This window comes from Desulfovibrio sp., assembly GCA_016208105.1.
In the GTDB taxonomy this organism is placed as follows: Bacteria; Desulfobacterota; Desulfovibrionia; order Desulfovibrionales; family Desulfovibrionaceae; genus Fundidesulfovibrio.
Genome location: JACQYS010000029.1, coordinates 98,085 through 112,802, shown reverse-complemented (window position 1 = coordinate 112,802; position 14,718 = coordinate 98,085). Strand labels below are relative to the sequence as shown.

Genomic DNA, 14,718 nt, shown 5'->3' with positions numbered 1-14,718 from the left:
TGGTAGCGCCTGCGCATGCCCGGATTCAAAGGACATGTTGCTGGCGCTGTGGTCTCAACGGGAATCGCTCTCGGCGGGGCTTGGTGGCTCGGACTCTACCGGCCGGAACCAAAAATGATGGCCATCCTGGCCGCCCTGGCCATTCTCGGCTCCCTGTTCCCGGATGTGGACACCAATTCCAAGGGCAGGCACCTGTATTACGGTGCCGCGCTTCTTGCTGATGCGGTTCTTATTCTCAAACAGCAGTACCGGTACGCTGCCCTGCTCGGGTTCTGCGCCATTCTCCCCGCCGTTGGCGCCCACCGGGGCTGGACCCACACCTGGTGGGCCGGGCTCATCATTCCAAGCCCCATCCTCATCGCGCCCATGATGCTCATGGGCATGACCTGGCAGTTCCTGCTGCCGTTCTATTTGGCAGCGGTGCTGGGGTATTATTCCCATCTGCTTCTGGACGGGACGTTCTAGGCTCTTTCTTGGGCCGGATGTGTGCCCAGGTTCTTTGAGGGGGGAGAAGGCAGGCCGAATTTCAGCCGATGGTGAGCTTGAGATACAAATCGCCTTTCCAGGGGCCGATCCTGCGGCCAAGCCCCTTGAGCCTGATGGGCTGGCCCAGAGTGTAGTCCTTGGGCAGGGTGAACTCCACGGTCTTCTGCTCGCTGCCAACCCCTTGCCTGATGCCGACCCGGAGTTTGGCTCCTGGAAGAATGCTTGTCGGAGGGACCTCGACGGTCTGTTCGTCGTCGAGCTGTCTGAGCATCGCTCCCTTGATCCCGCCCAGAAAGCCGGAGGAGAAATCCAGGCTCCATTTGGATTTTCCCACCCGAACGTCCAGGGTGCGGCTGGTGGTGCTTTGGCCGGGAGTCCGGGCCTTGGATTTGTGAAGTTCGTTGTAGATGTCGTCGAAGACCTGGCGCGCGAAAGCGTCCTTGAGCAGGTCCTGGAGAACGTCCTCGCGCCGGAAATAGTAGTTGGTCTTGTCGGTATCCTGGGTGGATGCCTTGGTGTAGGCCGTCTTGGCCTTGCGACGGGTGGTGGCGTCGGCTTGCGGTTGTTCCCCAGCCTTTTCCCGGTGGGAGCCGCGCGCGCCCTTGGGCGGGCCTTCGGCCATGACCTGCTTGAGCAGCAGATAGGCCTCGTTCAAATGCTGGAACTTGCGCTTGGCCAGGGAGTCGCCGGGGTTCAAGTCGGGGTGGTAGCTGAAGGCAAGATTGCGGTAGTTCTTTTTGAGTTCCTCAGGGCCGTCCTCAGGGCCAAGACCAAGAATCTTGCTGGCTTCGGCGACGTTCACGGCGCTTTAATCCCATCCAGTTTGAGGGCGCTCGGGGCGTCCGGGTCGCCGGTGACGCCCACGTCCGCATTTTTGAGCGTTGCCAAGCCTTCCTTGACGAACTGCTCGTGTGAGAGCTCTCCGTTTATCCCCTGGCAGTAATCCTGGGCCAGTTCCCAACTGGACGAGTCCAGCAGGTTGCCCCGGAAATAGGGCCAGGCCCGGCAGATGTCCGGCCGGGCAGGGTGAACCCCGCAGCCGTTCTCGAAAAAGACGCAGTAGGAGTCGCTTCGGACCCCGAGGTGGACTTTTTCCCCTTTCCGGCTGGTATGCTCGGCAAGAAAAGCGCCGAGCGCCATACCCAGGTGTTCAGCCAGGCGCAACTGGTCCTTGGCGGTGAGCACGATGCCCCCGTCGCCCTGGCAGCAGTGGCCGCAGCGGCGGCATTCGAATGCGGAGGGTGTTTGGTCCATGCCGGGTCTATTGGAAAAGGCGGCGGTGTTCCACCATGAGACACAGGTCCTCCACCACCATTGCGGGGCTGCCGGAGAGGATCGTGCGGGCCTCAAAGCTGAAGATGCCAAGCTGCATCCAGAAAATCCTGGGAGGCGCAACCAGCTGGAGGGCTTCCCGGGCGTGTTCCGGACAGTTCTCCGCTGCTCGAAACAGATTCACGATGTCTATGGGCTGGCCGATGTCGGTGAGTTTGGCGAAGGTGGGGAGTCCCCAGACGTCCTTGCGGACAGGATGAACCGGGTAAACCGTGAATCCCTTTTCAATGAGGTAGCGCCCCACACGGTCCACGGGGCTGCCGGGCTTGTCCTTGGCCCCGACCACGGCCACGGACGCACAGCCGGCCAGAGCCTTGCGCATCTCGGCATCGCCTAAAAGCATGTTCGCCGCCTTGTCCTGAAAGTGCCGTACAATTGGGGGTATAATCCCGACGTGCCCCTTACTAACCGCAAAGTCCGTCCCTCTCAAGGGGTATGTCCCGCCAGGCGGGCTCCGGTGAGGATAAGGGCGATGCCGAACCACTGCCAGCCCTGGAGCGATTCGCCCAGGAGAAGCCAGCCAAGCATCAAGGTGAAGGCTGGAATAAGGTTCACCGCTGCGGCCACGCTCCCGGCGGTCAGTTTCGAGAGGCAGTAGTTGTAGAGAGAGTATGCCCCCACGCTCACGCCAATGCCCAGGTACGCTATGGCGGCCAGGGCTTCCCAGTGTATCTCCGCTGGCCAGGGGGAGATGAGAAGGGCGGGGAGAAAGAAGATCGCCCCGATGATCACCTGGAAGGCGGTGAGAAAAAGCGGCGGAAATACCCGCACCAGGTGTTTGACCATGAGCGTGTAGACTGTGGCGCAGGCCATGGCCGCGAATTCCAGGAGGTTGCCTAGAGCCGGGTTTGGCGAGTATTGGTCCTCTGGCGCGAAGGCGCTCAGGAGCGTCGCGCCGGCAACACCCATGGCCAGTCCCAGCCAACCCCTGCGGGAGGTCCTTTCGTGCAGGAACAATCCCGCTGCGCAGGCCACCATCACGGGCAGGAGCGCGGTTATGACTCCGGCCTGGGATGCCTGGGTCAGGGTGAGGGCTTTGGCCTCGAACACGAAGTAGAGGCACGGCTCGCTCAGGGCCATCAGCATCAGTTTCGGAATATGGGCCCGCACTTTGTTTATTGGAGGGATGCGTTTCCAGTAAAGGCTGAATGCCGCCAGGGCCAAGAGAAGCCGGCCCAGCACGATCAGCCAGGGATCGAGGTACTGCACGGCGGCCTTCATGGCCACGAAGGACCCGCCGTAGAGAAGCATGGCCGCCACCAAAGCGGCGGATGCAGTCCATGTAGCAGGAGAAGAAGGTATGTTTGAAGCCATTGAAGTGATGCCCGCTGAAGAGATCGCCCGGCGCCATCAGGCCTGCCGGGCGGTTTTGGCCAAAACGGCTCCCGAAGCGGGAGGATTGGCGGTCTTTTCCCGGCTGGCCATCTACTATCTCACGGGGACCTTTGGCAACGGAATGCTGTGGCTGCCCATGGAGGGCGAGCCGGTGCTCTTGATCCGCAAGGGAATCGAACGGGCCATGATGGAGTCGCCGCTCAGCCGGGTGGTGGCTTTCCGCTCCTACGGTGATGTTCCGGGGATATGCGCCGAGGCCGGGTCCCCCCTGACTCCGGTGGTGGCGGCCGAGATGAACGGGCTTTCCTGGAGTTTATCCGGTTTGCTCTTGTCAAAGCTCAAGGATGTCCGCTTCGTTCCGGGTGATATGGCGCTTTCAAAGTGTCAGGCCGTGAAAACCGAGTGGGAGCTGGCCAAAATCCGTCTGTGCGGGCAGCGACACGCTAAAGCCATGGTTGAACTTTTACCCGCGCGGCTGAAGCCGGGCATGACCGAGCGCGAGGTGTCCCACACAATATGGGATATCTTTTTTGAACTCGGACATACCGGGATAATGCGCATGGGCTCGCACGGAGAGGAAATTTTCCTGGGACACGTGTCGGCCGGGGATTCCGGCAACTACCCGAGCGTGTTCAACGGCCCCCTGGGCCTGCGCGGTGAACACCCGGCCACTCCCTTCATGGGGTATGCGGGCCAGGTCTGGCGGGCCGGTGAGCCGCTCAGCGTGGACTGCGGCTTTGCGCTCGAAGGCTATGTTACTGATAAAACCCAGATATTCTGGGCAGCCTCCGGTCCAGCCATTTCGGACGAAGTCGCATCCGCGCATTCGTTCTGCATGGACGTGCAGTCCTTTGTGGCTGAAAACTTAAAGCCCGGAGCCATACCCAGCGAACTCTACGCCCATTGCCGGGAATGGGCCGTGAAACAGGGGTTTGCCGAAGGTTTCATGGGGCTTGGCGGAAACAAGGTGCCCTTCCTGGGGCATGGCATAGGCCTTGTGGTGGACGCATGGCCCGTGCTGGCCAAAGGTTTCGACGAGCCCTTCGAGGCCGGCATGGTTATGGCCGTGGAACCCAAGATGGGCATCGCGGGCGTCGGCATGGTGGGAGTCGAAAACACCTTCGAGGTGACGCCGTCGGGCGGGGTGTGCCTCACTGGAGACAGTTTTGGCATACTGTCCGTAGGGTAGCCGCTGGCGTCTTGGGTGCGGCGTGTGAATACCCAAGGAACAAGCCGGGCCTCCCCCATGGAATCGAGGGCGGCCCGAAGGCAAGTTTGCGATTGCTCTTTCTGGACGGTGCCAGGGCTCCGCGAGAGATGTCGTATTACGTTTTGCCTTTATAATGTTGGCAGATCGTCTTACGCTAGTCCCGCTCGTCAAGCGCGTCCATAAGGCTTATTGTCAGGCGCAGGAAATCCGCTTCGGTTATGATGCCAACCAGCTTGTCGCCGTCCACCACGGGCAGGCAGCCGTATTTGTGGTCCAGGAGCATTTGGGCGGCGTCGCGAAGCTGGGTGTCGGAGGAGACAACGGCCACGTCCGTGCGCATGATTTCGCGCAGGGGGATTCCAGCGTCCAGTTCGTCCTGGGTGGAAGAGTCGATCTCCGAGAGCTTGGAAACGGCAACAGCCAACATGTCCCGGTGGGTGATGAGCCCGATGAAGCTGTCCTTCGAGTCGACAATGGGCACGTGCCGCACTCTGGCCATCTCCATGATCTGTTTGGCGGTGTAGAGGGAATCCGACTCCAGCAGAGTGAACAACTGGGTGGTCATGAGGTCGCTGACAGTGAGCATGTTCGTTCTCCTGGGGTTAGTATCCTGCAAAAAACCATGGTGAAGGCGTCGCGTTGCCCTTGCCGGTGTTGGATGTTCGAGGGTGCATGCCGCGGTCAATTCCAGTTGGGCGTTGCAGTTTCCGATTTTTCCATTCTTACATATTTACCAAGTCGCGTGGCGCCTGTAAACCCTGCCGGGAGAATTCATCTATTTTCCCATACGGACTCCAACGGCTGGCGTCTTGGTGAAAAAACAGGTATTTTCCTCGATGTAACGCCGGAGTTGTCGCTTGGAAATCGATCCCAAACGCAGTCGAGAGCGCATGGTGCGCGACCAGATCATCGCCAGGGGCGTCTCCTCTTCCGCGGTGCTGGCCGCGATGCGCAAGGTTCCGCGTCATCTTTTCGTGGAAGAGGCGCTCAAACCCCAGGCCTATGAGGACCACCCCCTGCCCATCGGACAGGGACAGACCATTTCCCAGCCCTACGTGGTGGCCTGGATGACCGAGCTTTTGGACATCCGTCCGGGCATGAAGGTCCTTGAGATCGGCACCGGCTCGGGGTACCAGACGGCGATTCTGGCGGAGATGAACGCCGTCATCTACTCCGTGGAGCGGGTGGCCGAACTCTACGAGCTGACCCGGAACCGCCTGGCCTCGATGGGGTATGGCAATGTTCATCTCAAACTCGACGACGGGACGATGGGCTGGCCCGAATACGCCCCTTACGACCGGATTCTGGTCACTGCCGGCGGCCCCAGGGTGCCGGAGCCGTATGTGGAACAACTGGCCGATCCCGGCCTGTTGATTATGCCGGTGGGACCTGAACGGCGCAGCCAGAATCTGCTTCTCTTGCGCAAACAGGATGGGAAGATCGGACGCAAGTCCGTGGGACAGGTAATGTTTGTCGATCTCGTCGGCCGCCACGGCTGGTAGGCTGGACGGAGGAATTCCATGAATATCAAGAAGAAAGGCGAGAAGGACCCAGCAGCCTGCAAGAGCTGCTCGAAAGCGAGCACCTGCGGCTCCAAGTCGTCCTCCGAAGATTGCAAGGACTCCAAGGCGCAGCAGCAGGACGAACGGATCTCTTCGGCCCTGTCGAAGATCGGCTACAAGCTCTTCGTCATGAGCGGCAAGGGCGGAGTGGGCAAGAGTTCTATCACCGTGAACCTGGCCGCGGCCCTGGCCCGAAAGGGACACAAGGTCGGCATTCTGGACGTGGATCTCCATGGTCCGAGCGTTCCGCGCATGCTTGGGCTCTCGGGAAACCTGGAGGCCAACGAAAAGGGCGAGGTTTCCCCCAAGGCCTACGACGAGAATCTCTATGTGGTGTCCATGGAGTCCCTTTTGAAGGACCCGGACCAGGCTGTCCTGTGGCGCGGCCCCATGAAAACCTCCGCCATCCGGCAGTTCATAGGAGAAGTGAAGTGGGGCGACCTGGACTATCTCGTCATCGATTCCCCGCCCGGAACCGGAGACGAACACATGACCGTTCTGCGCACCATTCCCGACGCCCTGTGCGTGGTTGTGACCACGCCGCAGGAAGTCTCCCTGGCGGACGTGCGCAAGGCCATAAATTTCCTGCAATACGCCCAGGCGAACATCCTGGGGCTGGTTGAGAACATGAGCGGGCTCATCTGCCCGCACTGTTCCAAGGAGATAAATCTGTTCAAGAAGGGCGGCGGAGAGGAACTGGCCAAAAAGTACGGCATCGAATTTTTGGGCGCCATCCCCCTGGACCCGGTCACTGTGGTGGCCGGTGACGTAGGCAAGCCGGTGGTGCTCATGGATGCTCCCTCTCCAGTGAAGGACGCCCTCATGACTCTGGCCGACAATATCGACAAAGCCGCCCAGTCCAGCTTGGAGGCCCATTCCACCTTGAGTCGCTGACGCTTTGCCATGAGTATCACCTGTTTGTGCTTTCGCCGGCCTGGCCGGAATGACCGGGCCTTTGGCCAGGTCCATCCGGTTCGCCCGGAACGCGGCATGGGAGACCGTGCATGATGAACCTACCCAATATTCTCACTCTTGCCCGCATCGGCGTGGTGCCGGTGCTCGTGCTCATGCTTTATTTCCCGGGCCAGTCCATGTGCTTTGCGGCCATGCTCGTGTTCATCCTCGCGTCCGTGACCGACATCGTTGACGGGTTCCTTGCCCGGCAAATGGGTTTGGTGACGAACCTCGGCAAGTTCCTGGACCCCCTTGCGGACAAGCTGCTCATCGGCTCGGTGATCATCATGCTGGTGCGCCTGGGTTGGGTGGAAGCCTGGGTGGCGGTGCTCATCATCGGACGCGAGATGGCTGTGACAGGTCTGCGGGCAGTTGCGGCGGACGCTGGCGTGGTGATCGCCGCAGACCGTTTCGGCAAGTTGAAGACTATTATTCAGACTTTCGCCCTGTGTCCCTTGATTCTGCATTATCCCTTCGCAGGTGTCGATCCTCAGCCTTTCGGGGACATGCTGCTCTATGTTGCGCTGGGATTAACTGTCGGATCAGGGGCCAATTACATGTACACCTTCTTTAAAAACTGGTCTCCTCAATAGTCTTGGCGTTGCCAAGGGCTTTTGGCCGTCCGGAGCATCATGGGGTGCTTCGGGCGGCTTCTTTCGTTGTTGGTTCCAGAGACGATGGTGCGATCGGCTGTAATTGGATAACACTCCCTTGCTTTTCAGTGTAGGGATGCATGGATGATGTCTTGGAGGAGAAGTGTCCTTTTTTTGGTCTTAAAAAATACATTTCTCTCTATTTTGCTTTGCATTTCCTTTTCTGGTATGTAATGAAACAACAAAGAGTTCGCCAACCCTTGCCGGGATTGCCTTCCCTGGCTGGTTGAAGTAGGAAGAAAAGGACTTTGGCCTCAATTTTTGGATAGAGCAGGGTAAGTCTTCATGCAAGAGCTCGATTCGACAACCCTTGCCGCGCGCATCATGAACTGCCTCCAGACCATTCTGGAGCTTGAACCAATGCTTAGCCGTCTTGATTCCGGACACATCCTGCTCTCAGAATTCAAGGTTCTCAAAGCCTTCTTGAACGACATGGACGGCCTGTCGCTTGACGAGGACGACGTGACGCGTATAGAAACCGCCACTGAGCATTTCCTCCAGGAACTGAAGACGCCCGTGGCTTTCACGGCCCCGGGCGGCGCCAACAGAGTGACTCTTCAATAGCCATGTTCATGCGGCGCCTGCTTCTGACGATGATCCTCTCTTGCAATGCAATATTGCTTTACAACCTTGTATGGAGCGACAAAGGCATATTCGCCTACCTGGATCTGAAGAATCACCAGAAGCAGCTGAAGTCCAGGCTGGAAAACCTGGGCGGACGATCGCTTGATTTGAGTCAGGAAATCCGCTGGTTGAAATCCGACAAGGCATTTACGGAAAAAATGACGCGCGCACACGGGAACTATCTCCGCGATAACGAAATCATCTATCTTTTCCCAGGGAACACTCCCGAAGGAAGCGTCGGCGATGACATCAAAAATTGATTTCTACCGTGAAGTCCTAAACGACGACCCCAACTCCCGCGTCTTCTTCCCGCTGGCCAAGATGCTTGCTGAGCAGGGCGAGGCCGAAGAAGCCGTCTCCGTGCTCAACCGGTCCGTGGGGTTTCATCCCGGGCATCTGGAAGCAAAGTTCCTGCTGGTGGAGCTTCTCACCCGCCTGGGTCGCCAAGAGGAGGCTCTGGGCGCGTTCGAGGGGCTTTCTTCGCTCATGTCGAGCTACCCCTCGGTCTGGACTCTCTGGGCCTCCAAAACCACCGGCCTTTCAAAAGATTCCGCCCTGGCCCTCAAATTTCTGGCTCTGTCCCTGCAGGGCAAGGATGTCTCCTGGCTGAGCATCATGGAGCAGGGGCTCGGCATCGCATCAGGGACGCCTGTCTCCGCAGATGACGACGACGCTCATGAAGGCTCTGACGTTTCTGGCGGGTTCAGCCTGCGTGGGGCCGACGAGGTCATGGCCTTGACCCAGCAGATCGTGTCCCAGGAACGTCTGACCCCGAAGGAGCAACTGCCGCCGGAATGCGCCTCCCAGGCTTTCGCCACGGTGAAGACCAGGACCATGGCCGATCTTTTGGCCCGGCATGGCGACTATTCCTCGTCCCTTGAGATTTATGGCGAACTTCTTCGCATGTCCTCCTCCGAGCAGGAGAAAAAGAACATCACCGCCCGCATCGCGGAAATCGAATCCCAAATGGCCGCCGGCGTGGCTCCGGCCAGACCCGCTCTGGGACAGCAGCCCAAATCCAAGGCCAAACTGGTGAGCATGCTCGAAGCCCTCGCCAACCGCCTGGATGCCCGGGCTACCGCCTGAGCCGCTTGAAATCGCCCTCACCAAAGAGTACACGGGCCAGGTACGCTTGGGTCTCACCCCATCTCACACTCGGTAAAAAGGAACGGCGTCATGCTTAAACGCGTTATTCCGGCCATGCTGGCCTGCGTTCTTTTCGCGGCCTCTGGCTGCGACACGGTCAAGCCCTACTGGAAGGGCACGAAGAAATTCTACAAAGAGTACGTCAACGTCGATCCGTCCATTGACCTCAAGGATCCGGGGGATTCCGACCCTTCCGTGCGCAAACTGGCCGCTTTGTTCGCTCCCGTGGACGAGCATCTGGAATTCTTGCTGCGCAGTCTCTCGGCCCAGGACCTGCCTCCTGAACGCGAATGGTGCCAGGCATTCATGGACGCCTTCCCGTGGCTTTCCGGCATGGCCGTTCTGACCGACACCGGGCTGGTTTCGTTCAAACTGCCCACGTATACCATCAAACCCATCGACTACGCGCCTCTGCTGGAGTTCGAGAAGCTCTACAAGAACAGAAAGATGGCCGCATATGTCGCCGCTTCCGAGCTTGGATCCGAGGTACTTGTGGCCAAGCCCCTTTTTGTGAACAACGAATACAAGGGGCTTCTGGTTGTGAGCTTCGATCCGGGCAACCTGGCGAAGTTTTCTCCCGAGCCAGGCCAGTTGATGATCTTCGCACCCGGAGCGACTCTTTGGACCGGGGATAATGCCGCGGCCTGCCAGTCTCTTGCGCAGCTGAATTGGAAAAACATATTCAAGAGCGACGTGGCCGGAGAACAGGCTGTCGGGGGAACCCGGTACCTCTGGCAGTCGCGCTTTGTGGCCCAGGCCCGCTTGATCTACGCGGTTTCCGCGGCGCAAGCCCCGGCCAAACCCGCCAAGGCGGAAGCCAAGCCGCAGCCCGCGCCAGCACCGGCTCAATAAACGCATCAACTGAAGCTGGGGGGGCGAAAGCCCTCCCGTAACGGTTTGTGCAGAGAGTAGCCTCTCCAAACCGTTGCGGAAGAACCATTGGAATTTCAACTCGCCAAACAAGGAGCCGGCCGCATGCGCCAGGTCACCGTCACTGAACACCTCCTCCTGCACCAGAAGGAATCGCCCATGGCCACCGGGCGTTTCACCTCCATGTTCAACGAGCTGATCCTGGCCGCCAAGATCATATCCCGAGAGGTGAACAAGGCCGGCTTGGTGGACGTGCTCGGATTGACCGGTGAAGTGAATGTTCAGGGCGAGGCTGTGCGCAAACTGGACGAATACGCCAACTCCGTGCTCATTCACCGGATGCAGCGGGCCGGAGTGCTCTGCGCCATCGCCTCGGAAGAGAACGCGGATCTCATCGAGATTCCGGACCATCTCCCGAAAGGCGACTACATCCTGGTCATCGATCCGCTGGACGGCTCCACCAACATCGACGCCAACGTCAACGTCGGCACCATCTTCTCCATTCTGCGCCGCAAGGAGAAAAGCGAATGTTCGGCCAGGCTGTGCGAAGTGCTCCAGAAGGGTGCGGAGCAGGTGGCGGCCGGGTATTTCCTCTACGGCACCTCCACCATGATGGTCTACACCACCGGGCGCGGCGTGAACGGCTTCACCCTGGATCCCAGCGTGGGCGAGTTCCTGCTCTCCCATCCTGAAATCCGCACCCCGGAAAGGGGCAAGATTTACTCCGTCAACGAGGCCTACTGGACCTATTGGGACGAACCCACCCGCGAGATAGTCGATTATTTCAAGAGCCCCGGGAACGAGCGCGGCGCGCCGTACTCCGGCCGCTACATCGGGTCGCTGGTGGCGGATTTCCACCGGAATCTCCTCTACGGGGGCATCTTCCTCTATCCCGCCGACACCCAGGATCCCAAGAAGCCCCACGGCAAGCTGCGCCTCATGTGCGAAGCGAGCCCCCTGGCCTTCGTCTGCAAGCAGGCCGGCGGGGCGGCCAGCGACGGCCGGGGCGACATCCTGGACATCGAACCCACCGAATTGCACGAGCGCGTCCCGCTGTTCATCGGCAGCAGGAAAGACGTGGAAAAGGTGGTGGAGATTTACGGCAAGCATAAGAAATGATTTGTCTTGGCGTCGAGACCTCCTGCGACGAGACCGCGCTGGCACTGGTGGAGGACGGCAAGCTCCTCGGAGAGAGGATGGCCAGCCAGGTGGAGCTGCACGCCCTCTTCGGCGGCGTCGTTCCCGAGCTTGCCTCCCGCGAACACCTTCGCAAAATGTCGGCCTTGTTCAATTCCCTGCTTGAATCAACCGGCGTACGCTCCGAGCGTATCGGGGCCGTGGCCATAGCCAGGGGGCCCGGCCTGCTGGGCAGCCTGCTGGTGGGATTGAACTTTGCCAAAGGGCTTTCGCTGGGGCTTGGGGTTCCCCTTGTGGGGGTGAACCACCTGCACGCCCATTTGATGGCAGTCGGGCTTGAGCGCGATGTCCCCTTTCCCTCTCTCGGTCTCCTGATTTCCGGTGGCCACACCCACCTCTATCTCATCAAATCTTTTTTTGATTTCGAGCTGTTGGGACGCACTTTGGACGACGCTGCCGGCGAGGCCCTGGACAAGGCCGCCAAGCTGGTCAATCTTCCCTATCCTGGCGGCAAGTTCATCGACCTGTTGGGTCAAGGCATGGAGCCCGACAGATCCCTGTTTCCCCGGCCCAACACCAGCCATCCCGGCCTGGATTTCAGTTTCAGCGGCCTGAAAACCTCTGTGGCCCGCTACGTGGACGCGCATCCGCACCTGAAACTGCCGGTGCTGCCCGAAGGCCAATTGCCGGACGTGCCCGGACTGCCTCTTTTCTGCTCCTCCATCAATTGGGCTGTCGCGGACACGCTACGCATCAAGACCAAACGCGCCTTTGCCGCGCACCCCGGGATGAAGGCCCTCATCGTGGCCGGGGGAGTCGCTGCAAATTCCATGATCCGCCGGGTACTGACCGGCTTCTGTAAGGACGCCGGAGTTGAGGCTGTGTTTCCTTCCATGTCCTTATGCACGGACAATGCGGCCATGATTGCCTCTCTGGGCGAGAAGCTGGCATGCGCCGGTCTGAGCCACGGCATGGAGCTTATGGCCATCCCGCGCGGCCGCCCGGTTCCCTTTGATTATTCTCGGGTATAGCCAAGGATAAACAGGCCGGGCTCAGGTCCGCCGCACCAGCGTTCACTCAGGGGGTTCCCGGCTCGCGATTCTGAGAGGCGATTTATCACCTTGTAATAGATGGTTATATTTTTTAATTGAGCTGGTGGTTCTATTTGGTGGCCTTGACGAAGTTCGAGACATCAGGCTTAGATGTAGAAGGACCAACGCTGATTTTAAAAATTCAGGAATTATTCGCTTCTCAAAATCCGGGACGTTCTGTAAGAACCAATCAAGCCGGAACGCCCTCGTTCCTGCGGGCCCGTCCATGAATGAAGCGGGCCTTTCTCTTCGAGGTTCACGATTCAGCAAAGGAGAATACGCATGGCCATCCAAGTCACCGATGCAAATTTTGAAGAAGAAATCCTCAAGTGCCAGCTGCCAGTTCTGGTGGATTTCTGGGCTCCCTGGTGCGGCCCCTGCCGAGCCATGGGTCCGGTGATCGACGAACTGGCCAACGAGTATACCGGTCAGATCAAAGTGACCAAGATGAACGTGGACGAAAACCCCGCCACCCCCAGCAAGTACGGTATCCGCGCTATTCCCACCCTGATCCTTTTCAAGGCTGGCGAAGTGGTTGAGCAGATTACCGGCGCCGTTTCCAAGTCCTCCATCAAGGAAATGATCACTCAGAAGGCGCTCTAGTCCATGAAGAGTTACGACGCAGTGGTCGTGGGAGGCGGGCCGTCCGGAATGACGGCCGCTCTCTATCTGGCCAGGTCCGAGCTCACTGTGGCCATGGTGGAGAAGCTTTCTCCCGGCGGCCAGGTGCTCATGACGCATTTCATTGAGAATTATCCCGGCTATCCCGACGGCATCGAGGGATGGAAACTGGCGGATATTTTCGCCAAGCATCTCGACTCTTATCCGGCAATCGCCAGGTTGAACGACGAGGTCAAAGCCATCGAGCCCCATGAGGGTGCACACAAGCTTTTGGTCGGTTCCGAGTGGATCCAGGCCAGGTCCGTGATCATCTGTTCAGGGGCCAGATACAAGCGTGTAGGCATCCCGGGGGAAAGCGAACTGCTTGGCAAGGGCGTGTCCTACTGCGCCCTGTGCGACGGCAATTTCTTTCGGGGCCAGGACGTGGCGGTCATCGGCGGCGGCAATTCCGCCCTGGAAGAGTCGCTGTACCTTGCCAGACTGGTAAAAAAGCTCTACCTCATTCACCGCCGCGACGACTTCCGGGCCCAGCGCTGTTATCAGGAACGCTGTGTCATAAACCCGGCCATAGAGCTTGTCCGCAGTTCGGTTGTGGAAGAGATCGTCGGTACCGATAAGGTCGAGGCCGTGACCATTCGCAACCTCAAATCGGGCGAAGTTTCGCGGCTGGAAGTGCAAGGGGTGTTCGTCTTTGTGGGCTACGAACCCAACGGCGGTTTTTTCCCGCCGGAGATGGAACTCGATACACAGGGGTTTATTGTCACGGACCAGAACTACCGTACCAGCGTGCCGGGCATCTACGCCGCCGGGGATGTGCGCTCCAAGCACGTCCGCCAAGTGGCCACCGCCGTGGGAGATGGCGCGGGTGCGGCGAGCACAGTCATCAGTTATCTGGAGACCCTGACCCACCATTAACACAGGTTCGCAAGCAAACACATGACAAGAACCAATTTCGTGCGCGCCATATCACTGGCGCTTCTGCTTTTCGGCCTTTCCGGCTGCGGCTTCATCGACTACTATTTCCTGCCTCCGGCCGAGGACACCGCTCAGGAACTCTGGGAAGCCGGGCGGGACGCCATGAAGGAAAAGCGCTACACCGAAGCTCAGGAGTACTTCCTGAAGCTTAAGGACCGCTATCCTTTCAGTCCCTACACCCCTGACGGACTCATCGGGTTGGGCGACGCCTACTTCATGGACGACAAGTTCCTGCAGGCCGCGGACGCCTACAAGGAATTCGAAGCCCTTCATCCCAGGCACGAGCAGATCCCTTACGTGCTCTACCAGGTCGGCGTGTCCACCTTCCGCCGGCTCGAGTCCATCGATCTGCCTCAGGACGGTCTCCAGGAGGCCATCCAGTACTTCACCCTGCTCAAGGACGCCTATCCCAACACCCAGTGGGGACAGGACGCGCCCAACTGGATCGTGAAGTGCCGGACCCGCATGGCTTCCCACGAGATTTTCGTGGCCGACTTCTACTGGAACACGGACAGGTTCGGAGCCGCTTGGCGCCGCTACATGTACGTTGCCGAGAACTTCAAGGATCTGCCCGAGATCTTCGCGTATTCCAAGGAGAGGGCCCAGCTCTCCTACTTGAAATACCAGAAGACCCTTTCCGAGTCGGAACGCCGGGAAGTGGAAGGCAGTTGGCTCAAGTTCCTGAAATGGCTCTAAGACGAGGCGGCCTTCGGGCCGCCTTT

At 59.3% G+C, this 14,718-nt stretch carries 19 protein-coding genes; 14 read left to right on the top strand and 5 right to left on the bottom strand.

The window, feature by feature from the left end:
- Nucleotides 1–15: 15 nt before the first annotated feature.
- On the top strand, nt 16–465 hold the full coding sequence (locus HY795_17940; GenBank protein MBI4807100.1) for a metal-dependent hydrolase: 450 nt from the start codon (nt 16–18) through the stop codon (nt 463–465).
- A 61-nt stretch (nt 466–526) separates the two neighbouring features.
- On the opposite strand, the gene HY795_17935 is transcribed toward HY795_17940, so the two are convergent.
- The 4 genes from HY795_17935 to HY795_17920 all read right to left on the bottom strand — a co-directional run bounded on the left by HY795_17935 (nt 527) and on the right by HY795_17920 (nt 3,069).
- The gene (locus HY795_17935) at nt 527–1,288 is read right to left on the bottom strand and encodes a DnaJ domain-containing protein (protein ID MBI4807099.1); all 762 of its coding nucleotides are present in this window, start codon (nt 1,286–1,288) and stop codon (nt 527–529) included.
- The gene (locus HY795_17930) at nt 1,285–1,740 is read right to left on the bottom strand and encodes a YkgJ family cysteine cluster protein (GenBank protein MBI4807098.1); all 456 of its coding nucleotides are present in this window, start codon (nt 1,738–1,740) and stop codon (nt 1,285–1,287) included. The genes HY795_17935 and HY795_17930 overlap by 4 nt, the downstream gene beginning before the upstream one ends.
- 7 nt (nt 1,741–1,747) lie before the next feature.
- Nucleotides 1,748–2,140: a CoA-binding protein gene (locus tag HY795_17925; protein ID MBI4807097.1), complete on the bottom strand. Its 393-nt coding sequence runs from the start codon at nt 2,138–2,140 to the stop codon at nt 1,748–1,750.
- Nucleotides 2,141–2,244: 104 nt separating this feature from the next.
- Nucleotides 2,245–3,069: a DMT family transporter gene (locus HY795_17920; GenBank protein ID MBI4807096.1), complete on the bottom strand. Its 825-nt coding sequence runs from the start codon at nt 3,067–3,069 to the stop codon at nt 2,245–2,247.
- A 49-nt stretch (nt 3,070–3,118) separates the two neighbouring features.
- On the opposite strand from HY795_17920, the gene HY795_17915 reads away from it, so the two are divergent.
- Nucleotides 3,119–4,342, top strand: a complete 1,224-nt coding sequence (locus tag HY795_17915; GenBank protein ID MBI4807095.1) for an aminopeptidase P family protein — start codon at nt 3,119–3,121, stop codon at nt 4,340–4,342.
- A 175-nt stretch (nt 4,343–4,517) separates the two neighbouring features.
- Here the strand turns inward: HY795_17915 and HY795_17910 are convergent, their stop codons facing one another.
- The gene (locus HY795_17910) at nt 4,518–4,949 is read right to left on the bottom strand and encodes a CBS domain-containing protein (protein MBI4807094.1); all 432 of its coding nucleotides are present in this window, start codon (nt 4,947–4,949) and stop codon (nt 4,518–4,520) included.
- 304 nt (nt 4,950–5,253) lie between these two features.
- Here HY795_17910 and HY795_17905 point away from each other — a divergent pair, with 304 nt between their 5' ends.
- From HY795_17905 to HY795_17850, 12 genes are all read left to right on the top strand, one after another.
- Complete coding sequence (locus tag HY795_17905) at nt 5,254–5,865, top strand: protein-L-isoaspartate(D-aspartate) O-methyltransferase (GenBank protein ID MBI4807093.1); 612 nt, start codon at nt 5,254–5,256, stop codon at nt 5,863–5,865.
- Between the two features lie 18 nt (nt 5,866–5,883).
- Complete coding sequence (locus HY795_17900; GenBank protein MBI4807092.1) at nt 5,884–6,819, top strand: Mrp/NBP35 family ATP-binding protein; 936 nt, start codon at nt 5,884–5,886, stop codon at nt 6,817–6,819.
- Between the two features lie 110 nt (nt 6,820–6,929).
- The gene (pgsA, locus tag HY795_17895; GenBank protein ID MBI4807091.1) at nt 6,930–7,472 is read left to right on the top strand and encodes a CDP-diacylglycerol--glycerol-3-phosphate 3-phosphatidyltransferase; all 543 of its coding nucleotides are present in this window, start codon (nt 6,930–6,932) and stop codon (nt 7,470–7,472) included.
- A 345-nt stretch (nt 7,473–7,817) separates the two neighbouring features.
- The gene (locus HY795_17890; protein MBI4807090.1) at nt 7,818–8,096 is read left to right on the top strand and encodes a hypothetical protein; all 279 of its coding nucleotides are present in this window, start codon (nt 7,818–7,820) and stop codon (nt 8,094–8,096) included.
- Between the two features lie 2 nt (nt 8,097–8,098).
- The gene (locus tag HY795_17885; protein ID MBI4807089.1) at nt 8,099–8,416 is read left to right on the top strand and encodes a septum formation initiator family protein; all 318 of its coding nucleotides are present in this window, start codon (nt 8,099–8,101) and stop codon (nt 8,414–8,416) included.
- Complete coding sequence (locus HY795_17880; protein MBI4807088.1) at nt 8,400–9,242, top strand: hypothetical protein; 843 nt, start codon at nt 8,400–8,402, stop codon at nt 9,240–9,242. The genes HY795_17885 and HY795_17880 overlap by 17 nt, the downstream gene beginning before the upstream one ends.
- A gap of 90 nt (nt 9,243–9,332) precedes the next feature.
- Nucleotides 9,333–10,154 carry a hypothetical protein gene (locus HY795_17875; GenBank protein ID MBI4807087.1) on the top strand — a complete coding sequence of 274 codons (822 nt, stop codon included), beginning with the start codon at nt 9,333–9,335 and terminating at the stop codon, nt 10,152–10,154.
- A gap of 123 nt (nt 10,155–10,277) precedes the next feature.
- Entirely contained in the window at nt 10,278–11,291 is a 1,014-nt protein-coding gene (gene fbp, locus HY795_17870) for a class 1 fructose-bisphosphatase (protein ID MBI4807086.1), read from the top strand.
- Nucleotides 11,288–12,340 (top strand): tRNA (adenosine(37)-N6)-threonylcarbamoyltransferase complex transferase subunit TsaD, encoded by a 1,053-nt coding sequence (gene tsaD, locus HY795_17865; protein ID MBI4807085.1) that lies wholly within the window; start codon nt 11,288–11,290, stop codon nt 12,338–12,340. Before fbp ends, tsaD begins: the two co-directional genes overlap by 4 nt.
- A 342-nt stretch (nt 12,341–12,682) precedes the next feature.
- The gene (gene trxA, locus HY795_17860) at nt 12,683–13,003 is read left to right on the top strand and encodes a thioredoxin (GenBank protein MBI4807084.1); all 321 of its coding nucleotides are present in this window, start codon (nt 12,683–12,685) and stop codon (nt 13,001–13,003) included.
- A 3-nt stretch (nt 13,004–13,006) separates the two neighbouring features.
- Nucleotides 13,007–13,936 (top strand): thioredoxin-disulfide reductase, encoded by a 930-nt coding sequence (gene trxB, locus HY795_17855; GenBank protein ID MBI4807083.1) that lies wholly within the window; start codon nt 13,007–13,009, stop codon nt 13,934–13,936.
- A gap of 21 nt (nt 13,937–13,957) precedes the next feature.
- Nucleotides 13,958–14,692 carry an outer membrane protein assembly factor BamD gene (locus HY795_17850; GenBank protein MBI4807082.1) on the top strand — a complete coding sequence of 245 codons (735 nt, stop codon included), beginning with the start codon at nt 13,958–13,960 and terminating at the stop codon, nt 14,690–14,692.
- The last annotated feature ends 26 nt before the right edge of the window (nt 14,693–14,718 follow it).